General features: G+C 54.1%; 25 protein-coding genes. 16 read left to right on the top strand and 9 right to left on the bottom strand.

Features of this window, described 5'->3' with window-relative positions:
• Positions 1–22: 22 nt before the first annotated feature.
• The 5 genes from QUD59_RS05865 to nhaR form a co-directional block, all read right to left on the bottom strand.
• Complete coding sequence (locus tag QUD59_RS05865) at positions 23–2461, bottom strand: efflux RND transporter permease subunit (protein WP_286240178.1); 2439 nt, start codon at positions 2459–2461, stop codon at positions 23–25.
• Entirely contained in the window at positions 2461–3615 is a 1155-nt protein-coding gene (locus QUD59_RS05860; RefSeq protein ID WP_286240177.1) for a WD40/YVTN/BNR-like repeat-containing protein, read from the bottom strand. Before QUD59_RS05860 ends, QUD59_RS05865 begins: the two co-directional genes overlap by 1 nt.
• A gap of 156 nt (positions 3616–3771) precedes the next feature.
• Entirely contained in the window at positions 3772–5133 is a 1362-nt protein-coding gene (locus QUD59_RS05855) for a DUF1329 domain-containing protein (protein ID WP_286240176.1), read from the bottom strand.
• A 47-nt stretch (positions 5134–5180) separates the two neighbouring features.
• Complete coding sequence (locus QUD59_RS05850) at positions 5181–6794, bottom strand: DUF1302 domain-containing protein (protein ID WP_286240174.1); 1614 nt, start codon at positions 6792–6794, stop codon at positions 5181–5183.
• A gap of 459 nt (positions 6795–7253) precedes the next feature.
• Positions 7254–8153 (bottom strand): transcriptional activator NhaR, encoded by a 900-nt coding sequence (nhaR, locus tag QUD59_RS05845; RefSeq protein ID WP_286240173.1) that lies wholly within the window; start codon positions 8151–8153, stop codon positions 7254–7256.
• Positions 8154–8287: 134 nt separating this feature from the next.
• On the opposite strand from nhaR, the gene QUD59_RS05840 reads away from it, so the two are divergent.
• Positions 8288–8959 (top strand): Bax inhibitor-1/YccA family protein, encoded by a 672-nt coding sequence (locus tag QUD59_RS05840; protein ID WP_350227797.1) that lies wholly within the window; start codon positions 8288–8290, stop codon positions 8957–8959.
• A gap of 98 nt (positions 8960–9057) precedes the next feature.
• Here QUD59_RS05840 and QUD59_RS05835 read toward each other — a convergent pair whose 3' ends face one another.
• Both QUD59_RS05835 and QUD59_RS05830 read right to left on the bottom strand, forming a co-directional pair.
• Positions 9058–9501, bottom strand: coding sequence for a GFA family protein (locus QUD59_RS05835; RefSeq protein WP_286240172.1), 444 nt, complete (start codon positions 9499–9501; stop codon positions 9058–9060).
• Between the two features lie 13 nt (positions 9502–9514).
• Positions 9515–11074, bottom strand: coding sequence for a methyl-accepting chemotaxis protein (locus QUD59_RS05830; RefSeq protein ID WP_286240171.1), 1560 nt, complete (start codon positions 11072–11074; stop codon positions 9515–9517).
• 269 nt (positions 11075–11343) lie between these two features.
• Here QUD59_RS05830 and QUD59_RS05825 point away from each other — a divergent pair, with 269 nt between their 5' ends.
• Together QUD59_RS05825 and QUD59_RS05820 are read left to right on the top strand one after the other, a co-directional pair.
• Positions 11344–11739, top strand: a complete 396-nt coding sequence (locus QUD59_RS05825; protein ID WP_286240169.1) for an acyl-CoA thioesterase — start codon at positions 11344–11346, stop codon at positions 11737–11739.
• 4 nt (positions 11740–11743) lie between these two features.
• Positions 11744–12550 (top strand): sterol desaturase family protein, encoded by an 807-nt coding sequence (locus QUD59_RS05820; RefSeq protein WP_286240167.1) that lies wholly within the window; start codon positions 11744–11746, stop codon positions 12548–12550.
• 61 nt (positions 12551–12611) lie between these two features.
• Here QUD59_RS05820 and ilvY read toward each other — a convergent pair whose 3' ends face one another.
• Positions 12612–13490, bottom strand: a complete 879-nt coding sequence (gene ilvY / locus QUD59_RS05815) for an HTH-type transcriptional activator IlvY (protein ID WP_286240166.1) — start codon at positions 13488–13490, stop codon at positions 12612–12614.
• A 157-nt stretch (positions 13491–13647) separates the two neighbouring features.
• Here ilvY and QUD59_RS05810 point away from each other — a divergent pair, with 157 nt between their 5' ends.
• From QUD59_RS05810 to QUD59_RS05775, 8 genes are all read left to right on the top strand, one after another.
• Positions 13648–14646: a patatin-like phospholipase family protein gene (locus QUD59_RS05810; protein ID WP_286240164.1), complete on the top strand. Its 999-nt coding sequence runs from the start codon at positions 13648–13650 to the stop codon at positions 14644–14646.
• Positions 14647–14681: 35 nt separating this feature from the next.
• Positions 14682–15416 (top strand): type 1 glutamine amidotransferase, encoded by a 735-nt coding sequence (locus QUD59_RS05805; protein WP_286240162.1) that lies wholly within the window; start codon positions 14682–14684, stop codon positions 15414–15416.
• 91 nt (positions 15417–15507) lie between these two features.
• A complete protein-coding gene (gene pssA / locus QUD59_RS05800) occupies positions 15508–16263 on the top strand; it encodes a CDP-diacylglycerol--serine O-phosphatidyltransferase (RefSeq protein WP_286240161.1) in 756 nt (251 codons plus the stop codon).
• A gap of 211 nt (positions 16264–16474) precedes the next feature.
• Positions 16475–16702 (top strand): DUF2970 domain-containing protein, encoded by a 228-nt coding sequence (locus QUD59_RS05795; protein WP_350227796.1) that lies wholly within the window; start codon positions 16475–16477, stop codon positions 16700–16702.
• 306 nt (positions 16703–17008) lie between these two features.
• Positions 17009–18118: a cytochrome c oxidase subunit II gene (coxB, locus tag QUD59_RS05790; RefSeq protein ID WP_286240159.1), complete on the top strand. Its 1110-nt coding sequence runs from the start codon at positions 17009–17011 to the stop codon at positions 18116–18118.
• An 8-nt stretch (positions 18119–18126) separates the two neighbouring features.
• Positions 18127–19701 (top strand): cytochrome c oxidase subunit I, encoded by a 1575-nt coding sequence (gene ctaD, locus QUD59_RS05785; RefSeq protein WP_286240158.1) that lies wholly within the window; start codon positions 18127–18129, stop codon positions 19699–19701.
• A gap of 18 nt (positions 19702–19719) precedes the next feature.
• On the top strand, positions 19720–20277 hold the full coding sequence (locus QUD59_RS05780) for a cytochrome c oxidase assembly protein (RefSeq protein ID WP_286240157.1): 558 nt from the start codon (positions 19720–19722) through the stop codon (positions 20275–20277).
• Between the two features lie 2 nt (positions 20278–20279).
• Complete coding sequence (locus tag QUD59_RS05775) at positions 20280–21164, top strand: cytochrome c oxidase subunit 3 (protein WP_286240156.1); 885 nt, start codon at positions 20280–20282, stop codon at positions 21162–21164.
• Positions 21165–21167: 3 nt separating this feature from the next.
• On the opposite strand, the gene QUD59_RS05770 is transcribed toward QUD59_RS05775, so the two are convergent.
• Positions 21168–21371, bottom strand: coding sequence for a twin transmembrane helix small protein (locus QUD59_RS05770; RefSeq protein WP_286240155.1), 204 nt, complete (start codon positions 21369–21371; stop codon positions 21168–21170).
• A gap of 30 nt (positions 21372–21401) precedes the next feature.
• Between QUD59_RS05770 and QUD59_RS05765 the strand changes: the two genes are divergently transcribed.
• The 5 genes from QUD59_RS05765 (at position 21402) to QUD59_RS05745 (ending at position 25225) form a co-directional block, all read left to right on the top strand.
• Positions 21402–22124: an SURF1 family protein gene (locus QUD59_RS05765; RefSeq protein ID WP_286240153.1), complete on the top strand. Its 723-nt coding sequence runs from the start codon at positions 21402–21404 to the stop codon at positions 22122–22124.
• Positions 22111–22569 (top strand): redox-active disulfide-containing membrane protein, encoded by a 459-nt coding sequence (locus tag QUD59_RS05760; RefSeq protein WP_286240151.1) that lies wholly within the window; start codon positions 22111–22113, stop codon positions 22567–22569. Before QUD59_RS05765 ends, QUD59_RS05760 begins: the two co-directional genes overlap by 14 nt.
• Before the next feature lie 10 nt (positions 22570–22579).
• Positions 22580–23584 carry a COX15/CtaA family protein gene (locus tag QUD59_RS05755; protein ID WP_286240150.1) on the top strand — a complete coding sequence of 335 codons (1005 nt, stop codon included), beginning with the start codon at positions 22580–22582 and terminating at the stop codon, positions 23582–23584.
• Positions 23577–24485 (top strand): heme o synthase, encoded by a 909-nt coding sequence (gene cyoE, locus QUD59_RS05750; protein WP_286240149.1) that lies wholly within the window; start codon positions 23577–23579, stop codon positions 24483–24485. Before QUD59_RS05755 ends, cyoE begins: the two co-directional genes overlap by 8 nt.
• A gap of 134 nt (positions 24486–24619) precedes the next feature.
• The gene (locus tag QUD59_RS05745; RefSeq protein ID WP_286240146.1) at positions 24620–25225 is read left to right on the top strand and encodes a Yip1 family protein; all 606 of its coding nucleotides are present in this window, start codon (positions 24620–24622) and stop codon (positions 25223–25225) included.
• Positions 25226–25744: the final 519 nt, after the last annotated feature.

The following is a 25744-nucleotide window of genomic DNA, read 5'->3' as shown; positions in this document are numbered from 1 at the left end:
CCTGATGAGTAAAGCGTTGCTATTAAGCATTCTGTACACGCTTCTCGCACTGAAGGTTGCTGCTTTCACTGTCAGCTTTGTTTGCGGCTGTCTGTTTCGCTGCCTCGTTTTGCCGGCCGTGATCAGGCTTGATCAGGAAGCTGGCCAGTGCCGGCAGGAAGACCAGTGCACCCACCATGTTCCAGACGAACATAAAGGTCAGCAGAATGCCCATGTCGGCCTGAAACTTAATGGGTGACATAAACCAGGTGCCGACGCCGATACCCAGCGTCAGGCCAGTGAAGGCAACCGCCTTACCGGTAGTTTTGAGGGTGTTGAAGTAGGCCTGACGCAGACTCTGTCCGGCTTTCAGATAGGTTTCCAGTTTGCTGTAGATATAGATGCCGTAGTCCACGCCGATGCCAACACCCAGCGCAATAACCGGCAACGTGGCGACTTTAACGCCGATCCCCAGTCGCGCCATCAGGGCCTGACATAGCAGTGAGGTGAGTGCCAGCGGCAACAGAATACAGGCCACGGTACGTACCGAACGGAAGGTGATCAGACAGAGGAATGCCACCACGGCATAAACCCAGATCAGCATCTCATACTGGGCTTTTTCGATAACGATATTGGTGGCAGCTTCAATCCCTGCGTTACCCGCAGCCATCTTGATGGTCAGCGCATCACTGTTGAATTCGTCAGCAAAGGCGGCGGTGGTTTTGACCACGCTGGCCAGAGTCTCGGCTTTATGATCGTTCAGGTAGACAAATACCGGCATCAGGCTGCAGTCTGCATTAAAACTGCCACGGGGCGCGGTGATAGAGGCCTGATTGAGCAGTGCCTGGTTGCGGTTCAGAGCCAGCCACTTGATATTACCTTCGTTGTAACCGGTCATCGCCCGCTTAGCGATATTCGCCATGGAGCTGGCGGACTGAACACCGGGCAACTGCTGCAGACGCCACTGCAGTTGATCAACCACATCCAAAGTATGGTAGTTGGAGCATTGATCCTGCGCGGTCTGCACCATGATGACGAAAATATCGGTGCTGGTGGAGTAGTTCTGGTTGATAAAGGCGTTGTCCAGATTGTAACGGGAGTCGGGCCGCAGCTCAGGCGCGCCCGCATCCAGATCACCCACTTTAAGATCCTTGCTCTGATAAAGCCCCAGCCCGGCCAGACCGACGGCGATTAACAGCATCAGGCTTGCCTGAGGGCGGCGGGTGAAACTGGAGAGCAGGTTCCAGATCGGGTGTTTGCCGTGTTCTTCAATATGCAGTTGTTTCCTTACGGAGGCCCGGCTGACGCCGGCGTAGGACATCAGCACGGGCAACAGCACCAGATTTGTCAGGATGATCACGGCGACGCCGACACTGGCCGCAACGGCCAGATCCTGAATGACCTCAATATCAATCACCATCAGGGTAGCGAAGCCGACGCCGTCACTGATCAGGGCGATGATGCCGGGTACATAGAGGGCGCGAAAGGCAAGTCGGGCAGCCATGAGTTTAGAGGCACCCTGAGCACTTTCATGGGCGATGGCGTTGATGATCTGAACACCGTGGCTGACGCCGATGGCAAATACCAGAAACGGTACCAGCATGGAGTACGGGTCGAGGCCGTAACCCAGTGTTTTCAGCAGACCCAGTTGCCAGATCACCGCAATCACGGAGCACATCAGGGGGACAATGGAACTGCGCAGGCAGCGCGAGTAGATATAGAGCAGCACCAGTGTGATCCCCAGCGCCATGGCAAAGAAGATCGCCACCTGGCTGGCACCGTCAATCAGATCGCCAACCACTTTGGCAAACCCGGTAATATGGATCTTAACGCTGTCGCTTTCATATTTTTCGCGGATCAGTTGTTCCAGTTGACCCGAGAGCTCCTGATAGTCGATCGGCAGACCCGTTTCCGGATTGATATCCATCAGGGGGGCATAGATAACTGCCGACCTGAAGTCGTTAGCGACCAGTGAGCCGATCCGGCCGGACTTGAGGATATTGGTTTTCAGTCTTTCCAGTTCCGCAGCAGAGCCGTCATAGGTGTCGGCGATCACCGGTCCCCCGGTCAGACCCTCTTCGGTGACTTCGGACCAGCGGATGCCGGACGCCCAGATCGACAGCAGATTCGCGCGGTCAACGCCGGGGATATAGAACACTTCATCATGGATTTGCTGCAGGGTTTCCTGAAACGCTTTGTCGAAAATATCTCCGCGGGTGTGTTCTACTGAAATCCGTATTGCGTTGCCCAGACCAGACAGGTCGCCCTTATGTTGCAGGTAGTTGGCGATATAGGGATGCTCTGCCGGGATCATCTTCTCGAAACTGGCCTCGGGCTTGATTGAGCTGGCCTGATAGGCAAAAAACAGGGTCGCTGCCAGCATCAGCAGGATCACCAGAGGCCGGTTGTGGAAGAAAAATCGTTCGAGCAGGGCTTCTGTGCCGGATACCCCGGAGTGCAGGTTATTGTTTGAACTGTTCATTACTGAGTCCCTCCGCTGACAGGCGCTTTACGAACACCGTGGGCGCCGGCAATCAGAACACTGTTACCCTGACCAGGCAGGACTTTACTTTGTGGCAGACGGGCCGGATGTTGATGGGTATTGATCACCCGGCCACGGGAATCGATCTGCAGAGCGGTACCGGCGGCACCGACCAGCATCACCGAGTCATCCTCCAGTAGCGTGCCGCTGAAGAAGGTCGAATCAACACCGGTATCGATGGTTTTCCAGTTGTCCCCCCAGTCAGTTGACTGATAGGCGTTACCGCGCAAACCGTAGGCAATCAGGCGACCCTGATCGGTCCCGGTGATACCGAAGAAGGAGCCGTCGTAGGGGCTCATCAGGGTTTCCCAGCTTTCTCCCCAGTCGTCGGAGCGGAACAGATTGCCGGCTTCAGCCGCCATAAACAGATGCTCTCCGATCTGAGTGATGGCGTTGAGGTGTAACAGGCTGGGGTTATCCAGATGATCGAACCAGGCGGACCAGTGCTCGCCGCCATCGCGGGTATGCAGTATCAGGCCAAAGGCTCCGACTGCGATTCCCTCATCACGGTTTTTAAACCAGATATCCAGAAAGGGACGGCTCGGTCCCTCTTCCGCAAAGGCGGCGGCATCCTGTGCCATGTAGGTGCGATCCTGTAGCTCTGCTTCCATTGCTGCCTGTTGTTTGGCGGGGGCACGATTAAATTCTGCCTCAAATTCAGACAGTCGGGTTTCGGCATGCTCCAGCATCAGTTGATTGGCCTGGATACCATCCATCACCTTGCGCCAGTTGTTGCCACCATCTTCTGATTTCAAAATCACGCCGTCATGGCCCACAGCCCAGCCATACTGGTCGTCGATAAAAAACACATTGGTCAGGGTGACCCTTACCGGAGCCGGGGCCTGCTGCCAGCTTTCGGCTTCATCAGCAGAGAGCAGGATATGGCCGCGCTCACCCACCGCGATCAGGCGTTCGCCTGCGCGCTCCATATCGAGTAACAGGCTCTGGGTTGCCAGCGGTGACAGCAATGCCGGTTCCTGCAAGGCATCACGGGCTGTTGCACTGGCCGTGATAGCGAGACCTGCCAACAGGCAAAGGCCTGATCGTAAACGCGGGAATGGCGATCCGGGTGGGGGCGTATTGTGCTTATTCATAGATTTATTCTTTTTCTTGGTCATGTGAAGCGCAGCCTGGCCGTGGACAGATTCAGGTGCTCGTTTATCAATACTCTTACGACAGTGCGCGCGATCAGCACGGACTGTCGTAAGGGCAGTGATGAGGGGCCGGCTTTCACCGGCCCCTTTCGGCACTTAACGGCGTGCCATCTGACGTACGTTCTGTGGCGTATAGAAGCTGTCTTCTTTAGTCGCCGTGGTTGAGTAAGGAATGGTGTCGTACTCCTGCATGGAATAATCACCGGACTGCAGATCGTAGTTAACCAGTGCCCGGGCGATGATATTGCCATCGGCGTAAAGGGTGACCGGATGTGAATGGCCGTAACGCCAGAGCTCACCACGACCGTCGTACATGTCTGCCATCAGCACAAACCAGCTATCCTCATCGATATAGAAGCGGCGTTTGCCATAGATATGACGGCTGTCCTCACGCAGGCTGGCTTCAACAACCCAGACACGGTGTTTCTCCCAGCGCTCCAGATCCGTATTGGTATGACTGGCCGGAGCAATCTCTTCGATGCTGCTGCCATTCTGATGAGCGGTGAGGAACTTGTAGGAGTTATAAGGCACCAGCATCTCTTTCTTGCCGATGATCTCCCAGTTGAAGCGTTCCGGTGAACCGTTAAACATGAAGGCCTGGTCATAGGTTGTCAGACCGTTTGAACCCGGATCCGGTGTGTCGAAGGCGATCGTGGGAGCGCGGCGAACACGGCGCTGGCCGGGAATGTACTGCCAGGCCTGACGGGGTTCTTCACTGGCATTGACCGGGTCACGTACCAGCGTGACTTCACCTTTACGGCGTGCCGGCAGTGAATACTGCAGCATCAGATGGATGATATTGCCGTTGAAGCTCTCCAGGTTTCCATCTTTGTAGTAGTACGGATAGCTCTCCACCAGATGACCGGCAGTCAGGGTGCGTGAGCCGTTGGCAAACACGGTTGTGCTCTCGTAAGTGGCATCTTTACCTTCGCCATACCAGCGCAGCGTGTGGTTCCAGATCGCTTCCTTGCCGTTCTTCGGAATCGGGAAAGGAATACCGCCATACGCGTTGGTTACCCCGTTACCATCAGGGGTGAGTTCGGCATTCAGCGCGTTGTTGTAAGTGTTTTTGGCAATCCAGTCGGGAATTGGCGCAGTGCGATGTGTCGGGTAGATATTCATCTTGAAGGTCGGCAGCTTTTCAAACAGTGCCTTCTGTCCGTCCGACAATAACTCGCCGTACTCTTTGTAGTTCTGGGCGGTGACGGTGTAGAGAGGTTTTTCGTCGGCAAACGGATCGACCAGATGGCCGCCCTTTTCATAACCGGCCGGCGGGGTTGTCAGGCCTCCGTTCCACTCCGGAATGTCACTGCCGTTACCGGCCCGTTCAGCACCGAAAGGGGTAAGGTTTTTACCCAGCTGGGCGGCCTCTTCGGCGCTCACGGCTGCCAGCGCGAAACCTGCGTTGAGGGCGACTGCAGTGATGCCTGCAGCCAGTATAGTGCGCTTGAAAATCATGTCGTATCTCCTCAGGCTAACCTGATTTTTTATTCTAACTTTATGATTTAGAAGGTGTATTTATAGTAAGCGGCGAAGTAATCCCGGTCCGCATTGAGGTGGCCGAAGGCCAGACCGCCACGGTCTGCGATGATCTCGTCAGTATCGGTCAGGTACCAGACGTAGCTGGCGCCGAACTTATGCTGACTGAGGTAAGTGAAATCGGCTTTCAACGCTAACTGCTCGGTGCCTTCGTTGAAACTGAATTCCACCGAGGAGCGACCGTCAAAGTCGTTGCGATAAGTACCGGTCAGGGACATATCCATACCCCCGATGATGTTCAGGTAGTCGGCTTTCAGACTGACCACGGCGCTGGCGGCACTGCGATCTTTAGCCAGACTGTTGATACCCCCCGGGTAGTCCATGTCGAGGATGCGGTTCCAGCCCAGTTCACCGGTAAAGGTCAGGTTGTCGGCCAGCGGATTCTGCGGAAAGATATAGATACCTGACACCTGAGCCTGAACGGCTTCACCCGGTGCGTATGCAAAACCCGCCGTGTTGTTGTGGCGTACCGGGATGCCGTCACGGTAAGAGATTTCGCCGCTGACGTTCATATCACCGAATACGGTACCGAAGCTGACACCGTAGAGGTCAATGTCCTCATAGTAGTTGTGGTTCAGGTTCAGAGAGCCGCCATCCAGCGGGGAGGAGAGAAACTCCAGCGCCGGGGTGAAATCGTTGTAGTTGATGTAATAGAAACCGAATTCAGTGCTGTTCAGCTCCTCCGCCAGATAACGGATCGCGATACCGTACTGGCCTTTATCCGGCCGCTCTTCGGTAACGGCCAGTTCAGGGCCGAGGAAGTTGGTTTCCATCGGATCCCCGATCGCACCCTGACCAAGACCGTCGAGAATATTGAAGTAGGAACCCGGCGCATCGATCCGGGTCTCTTCCCAGTCATACTGATAGTAAGCGCCAACGGACAGTGAGTCGTTGATCGCCAGCTCACCGTAGATCTGGCCGATCGGCATAAAGATATCTTTCAGGGCAGTACCCGGAGAGCTGGCTTTGGTGGCATCCAGCGGCCCCTGTGCAGTGGAGATACCCCCCTGAATGAACAGGCTTTCACCCCAGTTTACTACCTGCTCACCCACGCGGACGCTGAGGTACTGATCGCCCATTTCGAAACCGTGGTACCAGAACAGGTCCTGCAATTCGATCTTCGATTTATGATCATCCAGACCGTCCTGCTGGTAAGGTTTCGGCTGTCCGGTAAAGGTGTTGGTGCCGGTCAGGTCGTCATCATAAACCTCGTCATACCAGCCACGCGCACGGACAAATACACCCCCGTCACCGTAGTTGATATCCAGATCACTGCTGAAGTTCACCTGGTTCTGGGTCATGTCGCCCTTGTCGAAATTCCGGTTACCGTCATCGGTCAGAAAGCCCAGATTACTGGCAGGAAACGCCAGTACGTTGGGGTCCTGACTTTCTCGACGCCACTGGACGTTGTAACCAACGGTGGTATCCAGATCGACGGTCACACCGTTTTCCAGCTCAAAATTAAGTGCGTGGGCCTGTGGTATGGCCGCAGACAGGGCCAGGGCAAGCGTTGCTTTGCCGACCAGCGTGGCAATCGGTGTGCGCTTGGATTGCACTTGTCCGGGGAAGTGGGTCTTCATTGCCTATATACCTCGTTTATTTTTGTTATTGCAGGTTGGGTTAGATTGAATAAGGCGCTACAGCGCCGTTTTTTCACTACCAGAAGGGGGCCGGTATACCTGGGGAAAGGCAGCAGGCTCCCGCGTCAGGGATATAGTTGCAGTGGCTGTAAAGAGGTGTTTAACAAGTTGGGACATGGCCATATTCACGCGTTGTTATTTTATTTTCGGCGGACGCTTCAAGAGGGACAGACGTCTGTCTGACCGAACGCCTGAGCGCTTATCCGCTTGCGTATTTTTTATTCAAGGTAAGGGAGGGAGGCTTCGATATCTTGATATTTTGTGCATTCGACTTGACATATTACGCACCGATTGACAGAAACAACGATGCTTCAAGCGTGAGGTTTTGCACTGAAAAGCAGTCTGTGAAGAGGCATGAAGAGGGGGTGAGCTGACCGGGGCTTCCCGGGTCAGCGGGTTTCAGCCGTTGCTGTTGAGCCAGTCTCTGGCGGCGGTGGTGATCTTTTCAACCGCGGTGTGGGAGATCTTACGTTCGATGGAGATGGCGTAGAACTGATTTTCTATCTCGCTGGTCTGACCGAGGCTGACCAATCCCAGTTGTTGTTCGACCTCTTCCTGAATCGGTGTCGGTACCACCATGATCCCTTTACCTGCGTTGGCAAAGGCTTTGATCAGGGCGCTGTCGTCAAATTCACCTACTACTCGCGGATGGATACGGTTCTTGTTAAACCACTGCAGCAGGCGTGAGCGGACGATGGTCGTTTCGCTGGGCAGCAGCATGGGAGCGCCATTCAGGTTGGCCGGGAACTGACCCTGCAGGTTTTCCACAACCTCCGGCCGGGCCATAAAGCTGCTGCCGCAGCTACCAAGGCTGTGACTGAAGCCGTTGACGCTGACATCGGATGGTATCGGGGATTCGGAAATCACCAGATCCAGCCGGTGCAGGGCCAGCTCCGCCAGCAGTTCGTTGATATCCCCCTCATGGCAGATCATGCGCATATTGGTGATATCGTCGAGGGCCGGGGAGAGCAGGTGGTAGGCGATCGATTTGGGCACTACATCGACGATCCCCACCTTGAATACCAGTGGCCGGATCTTGTCCAGATTGCGGACCCGCTCCTCCAGCTCACCGCCCAGTGAAAAGATATCACTGGCGTAGCTCAGCACCATATGACCGGTTTCGGTAAGCTCAAGCTGGCGGCCGACTTTGGTGAACAGGGCGCAGCCGAGGTAATCATCCAGCAGGCTGAGCTGGGCGCTGATGGTATGGGGAGTAACGCTGAGACGTTCGGCCGCTGCCGCGATGCTGCCCTCTTTGGCGACCATCCAGAAGTAGTGCAGATGTTTGTAGTTGATCATTCAAAGCTCGATAAAACCGATTATTTTGTTAAGAATAATCGAGTTTTTTTGCATTTGCCAGACGGTTAAATTTTGACCCGTTGATGCCGGATAGTCAGTCGGACTATTGGTAGACCCTAACCAGGAGAGGTGTGATGAATACATCTATGAGATCTTCAGCTACTCAGGCGCAGCCATCCGCGCTGGAGTCCAATAAGGTACTACGTAATACCTATGCATTGTTATCCATGACTTTGCTGTTCAGTGCTATTACCGCTGCCGGTTCTCTTTTCCTTCAGTTACCTCACCCCGGCATCATCATTTCTTTAGTCGGCTTTTTTGGTCTTTATTTCCTGACCACCAAGCTGCGTAACAGCATCTGGGGCCTGCCTGCGGTCTTTGCTCTGACGGGTTTCATGGGGTACACCCTGGGGCCAATCGTTGGTCACTATCTGGCGATGCCGGGTGGTGGTGGCATCGTTATGAATGCGATGGGTATGACCGGTATTATCTTCCTCGGCCTGTCGGCATACGTGCTGACCACGCGGAAGAATTTCAGCTTTATGGGTGGTTTCCTGATGGTAGGTATCCTGCTGGCATTCGTTGCCGGTCTGGGTGCGGTGTTCTTCCAGATTCCGGCGCTTTCGCTGGCGGTGTCTGCAATGTTTGTCCTGCTGATGTCCGGTTTTATCCTGTATGAAACCAGCAACATCCTGCACGGTGGTGAAACCAACTACATCATGGCAACGGTTTCCCTGTACGTCTCTATCTACAATCTGTTTACCAGCTTGCTGCAACTGCTGGGCTTTCTCGGTGGAGACGACTGATTTCCCTTGATCGATCTTATTAGCTATGCACTTGTGATAACCCGTTGGGGTATTCAGGCGACCGTTAAGGTCGCCTTTTTTTATTCCGGTAAGGGGTGTCAGCCTTCGTTAAGGCGGCAGGGTTCGCTTTTGCCGGGCAGAGTGGGGTAGGCATTCAGCTCATGGGGGAGGCGATACCATGTTGCCCGGCTCTCCCAGAACAGGTTCCATTCCGGGCTCATATCCGGGCCGTTATCCAGTGTGCCTGCGGGTACCACCATCGCCTTGCCGGTCTTAGCCAGCCAGGGCAGGGTTGAACCGCAGCGCCGACAGAAGCCATTGGCAAAATGCCGGGTGTCTTCCGGTATAAAATGCCCGACCTGATCTTCGCCTGCCAGCCAGCGAAACTGCGCCGGCGGCAGGATGATATTGCTGGCATGGGCGCTGCCGGTAGCTTTGCGACAGCGTGAGCAGTGACAGTACTGAAAGTGCAGGTAAGGCGGGCTGATCTCATAGCGAACTTCTCCGCAGAGACAACTACCGCTTGAGCATGCTTCAGACATCGTTCTGCTCCTGTCAGCGGTCGAACGCAGTGACCATAGAGTCCAGTTGCTTCACCAGATCGTGCAGCGCTTTACTGGCTTCAGCCGTCTCATCTGAGGCTTCGCTGTTACGGCGGGCCAGATCACGGATAGCGACAATATTTTTCTGGATCTCTTCAACCACGGAGGATTGCTCTTCGGAGCTGCTGGCAATCTGCATGCAGCGGTCTGAGATATCGTTGATCGAATGCTGCACTTTCTGGAACGCCAGATCTGCCTGATGGGCGATATCCACACTCTGCTGTACGTGATCCCGGCTCAGCTCCATAATCCGGACGGTCTGCTCAACAGCGGACTGGACACTGGCGATGGAGCTTTCAATTTCCTGAGTGGAGTTCTGGGTGCGGGTTGCCAGAGTGCGGACCTCGTCGGCGACAACGGCAAAACCACGACCGGATTCACCAGCCCGGGCTGCCTCAATCGCGGCATTCAGGGCCAGCAGGTTGGTTTGTTCGGCGATCTCGTTGATGACGTTGACGACGTTACCAATCGCATCCGTATGCTCTTTCAGTGCCAGTGTTGCTTCGGTCGCGTCAGCCACTTCGGAGGAGAGTTCCTGGATATGGGTGACCGTATTCTCCAGCGCATTGCGGCCATCGTTGGTCGTGTGCCGGGCCTCTTCGCTGGCATTGGACATATCGTTGGTATTACCGGCAATCTCCTGCGAGGCACAGGCCATCTGGTGCATCGCCGCTGCGACCATATCGCTCTCTTTATCCTGCTGGCTGATCCCTTCGTTTGTCTGACCGATTGCCCGTTCGGTGACACTGATCGCTTCTTCAATGGTATGACTGACATCGCTCAGACGGGTGAGTACGGTCGTGTTGCGGGCTTCATTCATCTGCAGGGCCAGATCGACCTCACCAAACTCGTCCTGACGTGGGCAGTACATCAGTTGTATCAGGGGATTACTGAAGCGTTTTCGCGAGCGTTCTGCCAGCGCGTTAATCGGCCCGATCAGACGCCACATGCAGCCGCCCATCAGCAGGGCTGCTACCAGCATGATTGCCAGTACCGCCAGCGGGGCGCCGGCAAACCAGGCGGCTGCCAGACTGATCAGGGCGATCAGGGCAAACGCCAGCAGGCTTTGCAGGTTGGTGGATTTCAGTTTCAGGGCCTTACCGGCTTTGCCGGCATTCGCCACATTGTAGATAACCTCGGCTTTGCTGACCTGTTCCTGTGAAGGTTTAAAGCGAACCGACTGATAGCCTACTTTCTGGCCCTGTTCGAAGAGCGGCGTAACATAAGCATCCACCCAGTAATGGTCACCGTTTTTACAGCGGTTTTTTACAATACCACGCCAGGCCTGATCGTTTTTCAGTGAGTCCCAGAGGTTGGCAAAGGCCGCCGGAGGTACGTCCGGATGACGGACAATATTGTGGGCTTTACCCAGCAGTTCCTCTTCACTGTATCCGGATATGTCGCAGAAAACCTGATTGACGTATGTGATACGGCCTTTAAGATCCGTGGTAGAAATGATGCGCTGGCCTTCGGGCAGGACAACTTCCCTGTTGGTGACAGGCATTTTTTTCATACTGATACCTTAATCTACAGCTAGTACTGTATCTGAACCGGTAACCGTCGTGGTTTGCCGGCTCGTTGAATACGGTGTTGTTATAGTTGTTATGCTTGGCTGGTGTGCGGCAGCACAGAAGCAAGGCGTTGTTTTCATTCTAGTGTTTTTGAGCGTACATACAAACTATCCAAAGCGATGAGTGTCGTATGGGGTAGTCAGAATGCCAAAATTAAAAGCCGGGTATTTTATGTGGTTACCCGGCGTTGGTACAGGGGTAAAAAAGAGTTATGAGCTATCGTCTGGAATTCAAAGTTCGTGATTATGAGTGCGATATGCAGGGAATCGTGAACAACGGGGTGTACTTTAACTATTTGGAACATGCCCGGCATGAATTTCTGCACAGTAAAGGGATCGATTTTACGGCCCTGACCGCCGCCGGGATCCATCTGGTTGTGGTCCGTTCCGAGATCGACTACAAGAGTTCGCTGGTCAGCGGTGACCGGTTTGCGATCGAAGTCGCAGTTGAGCGGGTGAGTAAAGTGAAATTTGGCTTCCGCCAGCGGGTGATTCGTCTGCCGGATGAAAAAGTAGCGGCGGAGGCGCTGGTGATCGGCACCGCGCTGAATGCCCGTGGCCGGCCCCATCTGCTCCCCGAGATCGAAGCGATGATGGCCGGAGCCTGAAACGATGAGCTGGAGCGGCTGGCTGCTGGCCTACGAAGCCCCGCTTCGTCTGGGCTGCTTTATCGGCGTGTTTGTGCTGATGGCGCTCTGGGAATGGCATTCCCCCTGCCGCCGGCAACGCTTCGGACGCTGGCTGCGCTGGAGCAATAATCTGGCTCTGGTGGCGTTAAATTCTCTGTTGTTACGGTGGTTGTTCCCTCTGGCGGCGGTGGGGCTGGCGCAGTCAGTGGCTGATTCCGGCTTCGGCCTGTTCAACTGGCTGAACTGGCCGCTGTGGCTGGAGGGGGTGCTAGCGGTGGTTTTGCTGGATCTGCTGATCTATCTGCAGCATGTTGTGTTTCATAAGGTACCGCTGCTCTGGCGGTTACATCAGGTCCATCATGCAGACCCGGATTATGATGTGACGACGGGCGCCCGGTTTCATCCGCTGGAGATCCTGTTGTCGATGCTGCTGAAAATGCTGGCAATCTGCCTTCTGGGGCCTGCGGCGGTGGTGGTATTGCTGTTTGAGGTGCTGCTCAATGCCAGTGCCATGTTTAATCATGGCAATGTATCCCTGCCCGCTGGCGTTGACCGGTGGCTGCGCCGGTTATTGGTCACGCCGGATATGCATAGGGTACATCACTCCCGGATACCACGCGAAACCGACAGCAATTATGGTTTCGCACTGGCCTTATGGGATCGTTTATTCCATACCTATACGCCTGAGCCCGAAGCGGGACAACAGGGGATGCAGATTGGCCTCAACGGGCGGGATGATCCGCGACGGGTGTGTCGTCTCGATGGATTATTGAGCATGCCCTGGCGTTAAGGCTGGCGTAGTCAAAACTCATCGGTCTCTGCTGGCCTTCGTCTGTTACGGTCAGGTTTGCTCAGAGTGTCGCTTTCAACTGAGACCAGAACGCGCTGATCAGTGGGTTTTTGAGCTTTTTCTCCAGGGTAACAATACCCACCTCATAGGCTTTCAGCTCCGGTTTTACCGGCAGTATATCTACAGTATTAGCCAAGGGGCTGTTTTCCAGCACGATCTCCGGGACGACGCCAATGCCGAAACCCAGACTGACCATGCTGACAATCGCTTCGTTACCGGCCACCTGAGCGTAGATCAGCGGTTTGATCTGCTCCTCTTTGAACCAGCGATCCACCCGCTTTCGGGCTAATCCGGTTTCTGAAAGGATCATGGGTGTCTGGTTATTGGGCCGGAGCAGATGCTCCGGGTGCCCGGCGAGCCCTTGCTTTGGCGCTATAAATTTTAAGGAGGAGAGGGCGATCGGTTTGAAGGCCAGACCGTTAGGCAGGACGTCAGGCTTGGCGCAGATAGCGAAGTCCTCATCCCCGGCGATCACCCGGGAGATGGCATGTTCCGGGTCACCGGTATGCAGTTTCATCTCAATTTTCGGGTAATTGGTTCGGAACTGGCTGAGAATCTCAAACAGAAAGCTGTAGCTGGCTGTCACGGAGCAGTACATGCTGATTTCGCCCTGCAGCTCCCCGCTGCGTTCCATCAGTTGGGTGCGCACCATATCCCACTGACTCAGGGCATCGCGGGCATAGTTAAGAAAGAGAGTGCCCGCGGCGGTCAGCTCGACACTGCGATTATCCCGTTCGAACAGTTCAGCACCCACCTCTTCTTCCAGTTGTTTAATACTGCGGCTGAGCGCGGAGGGGCTGATATAACTGGCTTCACTGGCACGGCCAAAGTGCAGGGTTTCTGCCAGATGCACAAACTGTCGGAGTTGTTTGATATCCATGAAGAGTATTGCGTCAAATGAAATATAACCTCTAGTTTATGCGAAATTCCGGGATTTTAAACCTGTTTTGTCATCCCGGTCAGGCTGTTTTTTAACCGGATTTGTCATAAACTGATGTTAAATTGTGCAGTGCACAATAGCGAAAGGAGGTGCGTTTATGAGCAAGCCGATGAATCTGGCGCTGCAGGGTGGCGGCGCACACGGGGCCTTTGCCTGGGGCGTTCTGGATCGTCTTCTTGAAGAGGATTTCCGGCCACGCGCTCTGACCGGTACCAGTGCAGGTGCGGTAAACGCAGTCCTGCTGGCGTATGGCTGGCAGCAGAATGAGGCTGCGGGCGCGAAGGCACTGCTCGATCAATTCTGGACGCAGGTTTCCCTGAACTCCCCCGGTGAATTGCTCGGTGGTCAGCTCGCTGATACTCAGGTCAGCTCACTGACCGGCTGGGTACTGGATGTATTGCGCTATATCTCTCCTTATGACCTGAACCCTCTGGATATTAATCCATTACGTTATCTGCTGGATGAGATGGTTGATTTTCAGGCCCTTCAGGAGGGCTCGCCGATGAAGCTGTTTATCGCGGCGACCGATGTCAGTAACGGCAAAATCCGTCTGTTCCGGGAGTATGAACTGACCACTGAACATGTGCTGGCTTCGGCTTGTCTGCCCAACCTGCATCAGGCCATCGAAATTGAAGGTAAGCACTACTGGGATGGCGGGTTCTCCGGTAATCCTGCCGTATATCCGTTGATCTTTGATTGTAAGGAGGAGGATATTCTGTTGCTCCTGCTGCAACCGCTTCAGGGCAGGGAGTTGCCGAAAACCACGCAGGCAATCAATCAGCGGATTACTGAGCTGGGTTTCCAGAGTACGTTTATGCGTGAAATGCGCGCGATCAGCTACACCATTCAGCAGGCCCGGGAGCAGTATATTAATTTCAGTGGGCTGGAGCGGCGTTTTCGAACTTTACGTTTTCATCTGCTGGAATCAGGTGAGGTGCTCTCTTCGCTGGAGCAGGCGACCAAATACGATACCCGGCTGGCATTCCTGCAGGAGCTGAAAGAGAAGGGGAGACATGCGGCAGATCAATGGATTGGTGAAAACTGGGATAAAGTGGGGCAGCAGCCCAGTTGTGACCTGGAAGCGTTGTTTTTATAGTTAGTACTCCTCTCTTAATGCTCAGGAATCCACCTATGCCGAAAACACGCGCTGAACTGAAACTGCTCCTGCTGCAGATCCGCAGCGGAGATCAGGTGCGGCAGGAAGAGCTGGAGAGTTTTGCCGGATACTGCGGCCTTGAACTGTCTCAGATTGATGTGCTGAATGTGTTTGATCAGCCGGAGTTTTCGGTGAATGCAGCAGACGCTTATGATGCGCTGCTGGTGGGCGGTGCCAGCGAGGCGAACGTGCTGTTACCGGAGGAGTACCCTTTTGTGGACGCCTGTCAGAGATTGCTGGCACATGCTGCCGGGCAGGCTAAACCGGTCTTTGCTTCCTGCTTTGGTTTTCAGTTGGCAGTGCTCGCGCTGGGCGGGGAAATTCTGCATAAAGAGCTCGACTACGAGATGGGTACGCTGCCGATAGCCCTGCACCCCGAGGCTGCGGATGATCCGCTGTTCCGGGATACACCGGACCCGTTCTACGCGGTTTCTGTGCATAAACAATACGCTGAAACACTACCGGCAGGGTGTCAGTTGCTGGCCTCTACCGAGCAGTGTGTGCATGCATTTCGCTTTCAGGATAAGCCGTTCTGGGCGTTCCAGTTTCATCCTGAAGTCGACAAGCGGGTGCTGGTTGAGCGGCTGACCTATTACAAGGATAAATACACTGAGGGTGATGATCATCTTGAGCAGGTGTTACAGGCGGCCCGGGAAACGCCTTATTCCAATGCCTTGATGCGTAAGTTTGTTGACCGGGTGTTGCTCTGAGTGCCTGAACATGTCGGGGATAAAATAGCTTCCTGACCCGGCACCAAGTAGAATTGTGTTTTTTTGACCTGTATGGATGATCTGAAGCGAAATGACTGAGCCGCAAAATCAAGACAATCAGGAATCGGTAAAACCTCGCAGCCGGGGTATCTATCTGCTGCCGAACCTGTTTACCACAGGGGCGCTGTTCTCCGGTTTTTACGCGGTGGTTGCAAGTATGAATGGCCACTTCGAAAACGCTGCCATCGCTATTTTTGTGGCCATGGTTCTGGACGGTCTCGATGGCCGGGTTGCCCGGCTGACCAACACTTCCAGTGCGTTTGGTGCGGAGTATGATTCTCTGGCGGATATGGTCTCTTTCGGGGTTGCACCTTCGCTGGTGGTGTTTAACTGGGTGCTGGATGATATTGGCAAACTGGGCTGGTTTGCGGCGTTTATCTATGTGGCGGGCGCTGCGCTGCGTCTGGCCCGGTTCAATACCCAGATCGGATCCACCGACAAACGTTATTTTATAGGGCTGCCAAGTCCGGCCGCAGCGGCAGCCGTGGCTGGTCTGGTCTGGGCGGCGACCGAGTATGAGATTGACGGTGCCCCCTATGCGTATCTGATTGCTCTCTATGTGGCGCTGGTTGGCGTGCTGATGGTGAGCAATGTGCTTTACTACAGCTTCAAGGATGTCAGCCTGAAAGAGAAAGTTCCTTTTCTGATTCTGGCGGGTATTGTGCTCGCGGTGGGCGTGATTTCAATCAGCCCGTCAGTGTTCCTCTGGGTATTGTTCCTGGCGTATGCGGTCTCCGGCCCGCTGCTCTGGGTGATGCGTAAAACCCGGCAGAAACCGCAGTCCTGATCTGCGATTTGCTCGTTAAGAAAGCGGCCTCCTGATGGAGGCCGTTTTCGTTTCTGCTATACCTGATAGTAGGTTCATCGCCTGAGGAGGAGATTATGAAACGCTTAGCCTGCCAATGCCGTGGCCTGTCCATCGTGCTCTATACCACGCTGTTTCTTCTCAGCGTCATTCTGCTGATCAGTACCGCGTTTATTTTGCTGGAGGGGTGAGTTTGTACTCTTCTCGTAAAATGCAGCAGTCGTCGAAACCTGCCTGGTGGCAGGTGCTGTGCAGTGTGCTGGCGGCTTTTTTCGGGGTTCAGTCACAACGCAATCAGGCCCGTGATTTCGCCGGTGGCCGGTTCTGGCCTTATGTTGTGACCGGAATATTGCTCACGTTGGTATTTGTGGCGGTTGTTTATCTGCTGGTCCGGCTGGCGCTTGTTTATGCGACCGGTTAAAAAACCGGTGTATATGTCCTGTTAATGCGCTGTATACCCTGAAGCCCGGAGGTGTAAGGCGCGTTTTACTGAGTCATCGCCGGCGCCAATAACACGCGTTGTGCCTTGATTGCCTTGCATAATTTTTATCGCTGCTATACTTGCTGTTAACAACCAAGTGGATTGGTCGGAAATGCTGGGAAGGAGTCCAGGCAAGAAAAGAGCCTGCTCGAACCCTGTTGCTACCGACGTTGCTAGTTTAATGACAACGCCCTTAGTAATGTGGATTCAGCAGGCTCTTTTGTGTGTAGTTAAGGAGGGCCTGAGATGCAGAGAACGCCGCTGGGAATTGCAGCATTGTTGTTGATATCCGGTCACGCCCGGGCAGACTGGGAGGTGAACCTGACACGCGGGATCACCGAGATCAGCCGGGAAGTTTATGATCTGCATATGATCATATTCTGGATCTGTGTGGCGATCGGTGTAGTGGTGTTCGGGGTGATGCTCTGGTCGGTGATCTACCACCGTAAGTCCCGTGGTGCCAAAGCGCACAATTTTCATGAAAACGTACTGGTGGAGATCACCTGGACGCTTATTCCCTTCGTTATTCTGATTGCCATGGCGGTTCCGGCCACGGCGACACTGATCAAAATGTATGACAACACGGAAGCTGAGCTGGATATTCAGGTAACCGGTTATCAGTGGAAGTGGCGCTATCAGTACCTCGGTCAGGATGTGGATTTCTTCTCCAGTCTGGCAACCCCCCGCGAACAGATTAATAACACCAGTGAAAAAGGTGAGCACTACCTGCTGGAGGTGGATAACCCGTTGGTGATCCCGGCAGGCAAGAAGGTGCGTTTCCTGCTGACGGCGAATGATGTGATTCACTCCTGGTGGGTGCCTGATCTGGCGGTGAAAAAGGATGCGATTCCGGGCTTCATCAATGAGGCCTGGGCGATTGCCGATGTACCGGGTGTGTATCGCGGCCAGTGTGCAGAGCTCTGTGGTAAGGATCACGGATTTATGCCGATTGTGGTGGAAGTGAAGCCGCAGGCGGAGTTCGAAGCCTGGCTGGCAGAGGTTAAACAGGCTGATCAGGCGAAAGCCGCGGCGGCTGAGAAATCCTGGAGTCTGGCCGAGCTGATGGAAACTGGCGAGGAGGTCTATAACAAGGCTTGCCTGGCGTGCCATCAGGCAAATGGTGAGGGGATACCGGGGGCGTTCCCGGGGCTGAAGAACAGTCCTGTCGCGTTGGGTGATCCTGCGGCGCATATCGATATAGTCCTGAACGGTAAGCCGGGCACCGCGATGCAGGCATTCCGGGATCAGTTCAGTGCCGTTGAGCTGGCGGCAGTCATTACCTATGAGCGTAATGCCTGGGGTAATAAAACCGGCGATATCATCGCACCCGCGCAGATCGCCGCGCTGAAACAGTAGGAGGGGATATGAATACGAGTGTCGCAGCAACGCATCATCATGGCCCCGCCTCCGGCATCGGCCGTTGGTTATTTACCACCAACCACAAAGATATAGGTACCCTTTATCTCTGGTTCAGTTTTGCAATGTTTCTCACCGGCGGCTGTATGGCGCTGATGATCCGGGCGGAACTGTTTCAGCCCGGTCTGCAACTGATACAGCCTGAGTTCTTTAACCAGATGACCACCATGCACGGTCTGATCATGGTGTTTGGTGCCGTGATGCCGGCGTTTGTCGGCCTGGCTAACTGGATGATTCCGATGATGGTGGGAGCGCCGGATATGGCGCTGCCAAGGATGAATAACTGGAGCTTCTGGATTCTGCCATTTGCTTTCGCCATGATGCTTTCAACCCTGCTGATGGAGGGCGGCGCGCCCAATTTCGGCTGGACTTTCTATGCACCTCTTTCGACGACCTATGCCCCGCCCAGTGTGACCTACTTTATTTTTGCGGTGCATATGATGGGTATCAGTTCGATCATGGGCGCGATCAATATCATCGCCACGATCCTTAACCTCCGGGCACCGGGCATGACTATGATGAAGCTGCCACTGTTTGTCTGGACCTGGCTGATCACGGCTTTCCTGCTGATTGCGGTCATGCCTGTACTGGCCGGGGTGGTCACCATGATGTTGATGGATATCCATTTTGGCACCAGCTTCTTTAACGCTGCGGGTGGTGGTGATCCGGTTCTGTTTCAGCATGTATTCTGGTTTTTCGGTCATCCGGAGGTTTACATCATGATCCTGCCGGCGTTTGGTATCGTCAGCGAAATCATTCCGACCTTTGCACGTAAAAAGCTGTTTGGTTATGCCTCAATGGTCTACGCGACCGCCTCTATAGCGCTGCTCTCGTTTATTGTCTGGGTGCACCACATGTTCACTGTGGGTCTGCCGCTGGCCGGTGAATTGTTCTTCATGTTCGCCACCATGCTGATTGCGGTACCTACCGGGGTGAAAGTGTTCAACTGGGTGGCGACTATGTTCCGGGGTTCTATGACCTTTGAAACGCCCATGTTGTTTGCCCTGGCTTTTGTGGTGTTGTTTACCATTGGTGGTTTTTCCGGGCTGATGCTGGCGATCGCGCCGGTGGATTTCCAGTATCACGATACCTACTTTGTGGTGGCGCATTTCCACTATGTACTGGTGCCGGGGGCGGTGTTTGCGATTATGGCGGGCGCCTATTACTGGCTGCCGAAGTGGTGTGGTAACTATTACAACGAAACGATGGGCAAGGTGCATTTCTGGTGCAGCTTTATTGGCGTCAATATCACGTTCTTTCCGATGCACTTTATTGGTCTCGCCGGGATGCCACGAAGGATTCCTGATTACGCACTGCAGTTTGCCGATTTTAATGCAGTGGCGTCAGTCGGAGCCTTTATTTTTGGTTTCTCACAGTTAATTTTCCTCTACAACGTCATCAGTTGTATCCGCAAAGGTAAGCCGGCCAGTGCCCGAGTCTGGGAGGGTAGTCACGGGTTGGAGTGGACCGTCGCCTCGCCGGCACCCTATCACAGCTTCAGCGAACCGCCACAGGTGAAGTAAACGGATCGGGAGGCGGTGATGGCTAAGCAGAATCAGCATAAAAAAACGGTAACCACATTGCTTCTGGGCGCTGCACTGATGTTTGGTTTCGGCTTTGCTCTGGTGCCCTTGTATGACGTGTTCTGTCGGATCACCGGGTTGAACGGCAAGGTGGATCTGGTCGCGGTTGAACCGAGTGGGATTGTGGATAACAGCCGTAAGGTCAAGCTGCAGCTCGTGGCGGTGAATAATGAGACCATGCCCTGGAAGTTTCGACCGCGGGAGGTGGTCACTGAACTGTCTCCCGGCGAGATGTACCAGACCGCTTATCTGGCCGGGAATCCGACTGAACAGTATATGATCGCTCAGGCCATCCCTTCAGTCTCGCCTTCTGAAGCAGCGCCCTTCCTGCAGAAGATCAATTGTTTCTGCTTTGACCGGCAGCCTCTGCAGGCCCGGGAGGAAAAAGCGATGCCTCTGGTTTTGTCGATCGATCCGGAACTGCCGGAGCATATCCGCACGATTACGCTGTCCTACACACTGTTTGATATCACCCCGAAAAGTGAGCCTCAACTGTCACAGCGGGGAGGGAGTTGAAGATGAGCAGTCAGACCTACTACGTACCGGAGCAGAGTCGCTGGCCGATTCTGGCCTCAATCTCTCTGTTTCTGATGGCAGCGGGAGCAGGGACGATGATGAATGCCCTCTCCTCGGAAAGCGGGGGCGGCAGTGGTTTACTGATGCTGCTGGCCGGCGCACTGGGTATGGGGCTTATCCTGCTGGGCTGGTTCGGTAATGTGATCCATGAGAGCCATGAGGGGTTGTACAGCCCGCAGATGGATCGTTCCTTCCGCTGGGGAATGAGCTGGTTTATCTTCTCTGAAGTGATGTTCTTCGCCGCGTTCTTCGGCACCCTGTTCTATGTTCGTAATCTGGCTGTGCCCTGGCTCGGCGGAGAGGGAGAGAAAGGGGTGTCTAACATGCTGTGGCAGGGTTTTACGGCTGAGTGGCCGCTGATGACGACACCGGATCCGCAAACGTTCCCGGGCCCGAAAGAGATTATCGATCCCTGGCATATCCCGTTGCTCAATACCATTTTGCTGATCTCCTCCAGCTTTACCGTAACGCTGGCACACCACGCCCTGAAACGGGATGCCCGCTCCCGGGTGGTGTTCTGGCTGGGCGCTACCGTGATTCTGGGCTGTGTCTTTCTTTACTATCAGGCGCATGAGTATTCGCTGGCATATAACGAGTTGGGTTTAACCCTGAACTCCGGCATTTACGGTGCTACCTTCTTTATTCTCACCGGGTTTCATGGCCTGCACGTAACACTGGGCACACTGATGCTGATTATTATCTGGTTGCGGGTAATGAAGGGCCACTTCAGTGCAGAGAAGCACTTTGGCTTCGAGGCAGTGGCCTGGTACTGGCACTTCGTTGATGTGGTCTGGATTGGGCTGTTCCTGTTCGTCTATGTGATCTGAACTTCAGGGCATATGCGGTACCAACTGGCCGCTGAAGAATCCATAGATCAGTACGACCAGCAGCAGAACGCTGAAGCCTACCCGAAAAAACAGTGCGTTGACGCTGCGTTGCGACTGGCCCTGATCGCGGATCAGAAAAAACAAGCCTGAGAACAGGCTGACGACAACAGCTATAAACAGAACGAGTAAGACGAGTTTCAGTGACATCCGGCGAACTCCGACAGCAGAGGGGGTGTAATGAGTAAAGCCCAGTCCAGGCGACGCTTCAAGTGGATGTTAGCTGGCGCTGTGCTGCTTCTGCCGGGGCTTGTCTCTCTGGGGCTGTGGCAACTGGAGCGGGCGGAGCAGAAACGGATACTGCTGCAGAGCTGGGCTGAGCTGCATCCCCACACCCGGCTACCTGTTGACAGACGTGAGCTTGAGGCACGTTTTTACCCGGTAGTCCTGAAGGCGACTCTTGATCAGCAGCGCTACTTCCTGCTGGACAACCGGCAGCGTCCCGCGGGCGTAGGCTATGAGGTGATCGCGCTGGCCTCTTTGGAGAGTGGTGAGAGGTTGCTGGTCAATATGGGGTGGCTGGCAGGCTCTGCAGATCGGGCTGTGTTACCCGAAGTGGCGATTCCCGACGGGCAGCAGGCTTTACAGGGCGGGCTGAAGTTAATTGACCCGGGGCTGGTACTGGTTGATACAGAGCTGGCGGCGGGCTGGCCAAAAGTCATTCAGTCTCTGGCCGCAGATAAGTTATCGGCATTACTGGGGGCGACCCTGTCACCTTATGAGTTGCGCCTGCAGCAGCCGATCATCGCCGGGTTGGATCTGAACTGGCCGCTGCTACGGATGCGTCCTGAAAAACATCTTGGTTATGCATTTCAATGGTTTGCGATGGCGGCTGCGTTAGCAGGGTTGCTGATCTGGAGCTGGCGCCGGTTGCGTAAGGAGGAAGCAGATGAGCCGATTTAACTTCTGGCTTGTGTGGGCGGTTGGTCTGGTGCCGGTCATGCTGGCTGCGCTGATCTACTATTCCGGTTTTATGATGCCGGAGCAAAAGAATCACGGTGGTGAGCTGGTGGTCGGGCAGCATATCAAATCGTGGCAGTTACCCGGGGAGGAGACTCACCACTGGCAACTGCTGCTGACAGCGCCGGAGAGCTGCCGGCAACAGTGTGATCGCTGGTGGGCGATGATGGATAAATTGCACACCGCGTTAGGCAAGGATCGGGATAGGGTAGTGGTCGAGCGGCTGGCGCCGGAGCTAATCGTCCATCAGCAGACAGAACACCCGGGCGCCGCGGTCTGGGTTGTGGATCCAATGGGCAATCTGGTTCTGCGTTATACGCTGGATGAACCGCCGAAACAGGTGCTGAGAGACCTGCGGCGTTTGCTGAAAGTATCCAGAGTCGGTTGAGGAGTAACGGATGCAGAAGTGGGCATGGCGACTGATCAATCTGGCGGCGCTTCTGGCGCTCTGTGTTGTACTGCTTGGCGGCTGGACCCGTATCAGCGATGCGGGCCTGAGCTGCCCTGACTGGCCAGGCTGCTACGGGCACATGGTATTGCCTGATCATCCGGAAATTCTGGACAAGGCGCAGCAGGTCTATCCGGAAACGCCGATTGAGCATCACAAAACCCAACTGGAAATGGGGCACCGTTATCTGGCGGGTGGCCTCGGGGTACTGATTCTGGGGCTTGCACTGATCGCCTACCGGATGCGTAATCTGGCCGGTTATCCGGTGAAGGAGAGTTATCTGTTACTGGTGCTGGTGATGGTGCAGGCTTTGTTCGGGATGTGGACGGTTACGTTAAAGCTCTATCCGCCCGTTGTGACGCTGCACCTGCTGGGAGGTGTGCTGACCCTGACATTGATTCTGTACTTACGTGTCCGCATTCGCAAATTACAGCAGCCGGCCACACAGGAGAGAGCAAAGGTAACCCGGTTGCTGCCTCTGGCAACGGGCGTATTGATCCTGCAGATAATTCTGGGTGGCTGGACCAGTTCAAACTATGCAGGCCCTGCCTGTCAGCACTGGCTTAGCTGTAACCCGGACAGCGAAATTCAGCCTGATTTTGTTACCGGGTATAATCCGGTTGCTGTCATCGGGCCCAATTATCAGGGAGGGTTACTCCCTGTTGAAGCGAGAGCTGCCATCCAGATCGGTCATCGGCTGGGCGCGTTGATTGTTGTCATCAGTTGCCTGTTGCTGATCTGCCGACTATACCCATATAAAGCGTTTCGTATGGAGGTGATCCTGCTGCCGGGTTTACTGACAGCTCAGTTACTGCTGGGTGTATTGAATGTGGTGTATGCGGTGCCAAGTCATCTGGCAATCCTGCATCACGGGTTGGCCGTTGCTTTATTGGTGTTACTGCTGTGGATATACAGTCGATTGAGCTTTGCTGTAAAGGAGAACCAAGATGCCTGATACCCGTGCTATCGCTCAGCGTTCGATGCAGATTACATGGCGTGATTATATAACGTTGTGTAAACCTAAGGTGGTTCTGGTCATGCTGATCACTGCGGCCGTAGGGATGTTTCTGGCACTGCCAGGGTTACCGCCGCTGGATAAGGTGCTGTTTGGATTGATCGGTATTGCGCTGGCATCAGGCTCTGCGGCTGCGGTTAACCACGTGATGGATCGCAAGATCGATGAAAACATGGCACGCACCAAAGGACGACCATTGCCACAGGGCAAACTGACACCGCAACAGGCGATGCTGTTTGCGGCAGTCATCGGTATCGCGGGCATCGTGATGCTGGTCTACCTGGTTAATCCTCTGACGGCCTGGCTGACAGTGGCCGCATTGATGGGCTACGCAGTGGTTTACACGGTCTGGCTGAAACGGGCTACACCACAAAACATTGTAATTGGCGGTATTGCCGGTGCCGCGCCTCCTTTATTAGGCTGGACAGCCATTACCGGCAGCATTGAGCCAGACGCTTTATTACTCGTCTTAATCATCTTTGCCTGGACTCCGCCACACTTCTGGGCATTGTGTATTGCCCGCAAAGCGGATTATGAAAAAGCCGGCATCCCGATGTTGCCGGTGACCCATGGCGATGAGTACACAAGATTACAAATATTGCTCTATAGTTTACTTATGGTGTCGACGACACTATTTCCCTATATGACAGGGATGAGTGGCCTGTTCTACCTCAGTGTGGTCATGCTGCTCAATATACGGTTCCTGTATTGGAACTGGCGATTGTGGAACCGACCGGCAGGAGCGCCCATGGCGCTGTTTCGCTACAGCATCAACTACATCATGCTGCTATTTGCAGCATTACTGGTTGATCACTACCTAACGGGACAATTAGGCAGCTGAACAGAGCCGGCGGATCAAGAATTAACCTTCCAGAAAACTGTGGAAACGGAGAAAAAAGCAGTAATGAAATCAGCAGTAAACTGATGTAGCACTAAAGGAGTGGTGCTGCACCTGACTTAACGAGGGGATGCATCATGTTTATTCAGCATATGATGGGAATTCTGTACCACCCTAAAGAAGAGTGGGGGCAGATTAGAAAAGAGCACTACAGCGCTGCACATATCTTTTTGCAGCAGATAAGTATTCTGGCTGCGATACCGGCAGTCTCAATGTTTATCGGGACAACTCAGGTGGGCTGGAGTATTGCGGGAACGGAATACGTCAAGCTCGATGCCATGAGTGCACTACCGGCAGCAGTCGCATTCTATTTTGCGATGTGGGTTGCTGTTGGCTTTATCACCTATGCCATCCACTGGATGGAAAAAAACTACGGTGGCAATGTCTCATTCGATGACTGTCTGTCACTGGCAACCTACACTGCAACGCCTATGTTCCTGTCCGGACTGGCCGCTTTATATCCGCTCCTGTGGTTTAACGTGTCCGTTGGCCTGGTTGCAGTGTGTTATTCCGTATACCTGCTATACACAGGTGTACCGGTGATTATGAAAATACCTGAAGAACGGGCATTCCTGTTCTCAACTTCTATTCTGACTGTAGGGCTCTGTACCCTGGTCGGGATACTGGTAACCTCCGTCATCCTCTGGAGTACAGTGATTCCTCTAAGCTACATATCGGGATAGCTGCAAAGAGATGAAAGAGGCGCCGTCAGGCGCCTTTTCTGTTTCTGCCCGCCGTAAAACGACCCGCTCTGTACAGATAACAAACAGTGCTGATTGTTTAGTGATCAAAAAGGGCCGGTATGGCACTTTTTTACGGTTTTTTTCAGTTTTTTTACGACAGGGTGTTGACCCTTTTTCAGAACGCTGTAGAATTCGCCGTCCTTGCTTAGGGAGGCCGCCGAAACGGGGCTGATTGAACTAAGCAAGGTGCTTAGTAAGTGCTTGAATCCATTGGATTTTGACGGTGCTTACGGAGCAGGATTCAAAGTCCGGTTGCTGAGTAAAAAATTTTACAAAATTGCAAAATAAACGGTTGACTTTGAATGAGCGCAAAGTAGAATATGCGCCTCGCTTGAGACGAAACATCAAGCAACGCTCTTTAACAATTTGATCAGATAATTCGTGTGGGCGCTTGTTGAGACAACGCAACATTTACTTGTCTAGACAAGCAACCAAGTGAATTCATTTAAGCGATTTACA

This window comes from Neptuniibacter halophilus (assembly GCF_030295765.1).
Lineage (GTDB): Bacteria > Pseudomonadota > Gammaproteobacteria > Pseudomonadales > Balneatricaceae > Neptuniibacter > Neptuniibacter halophilus.
Note: the sequence above shows the minus strand (reverse complement) of the source record. Positions and strands in the feature narration are given on the sequence as shown.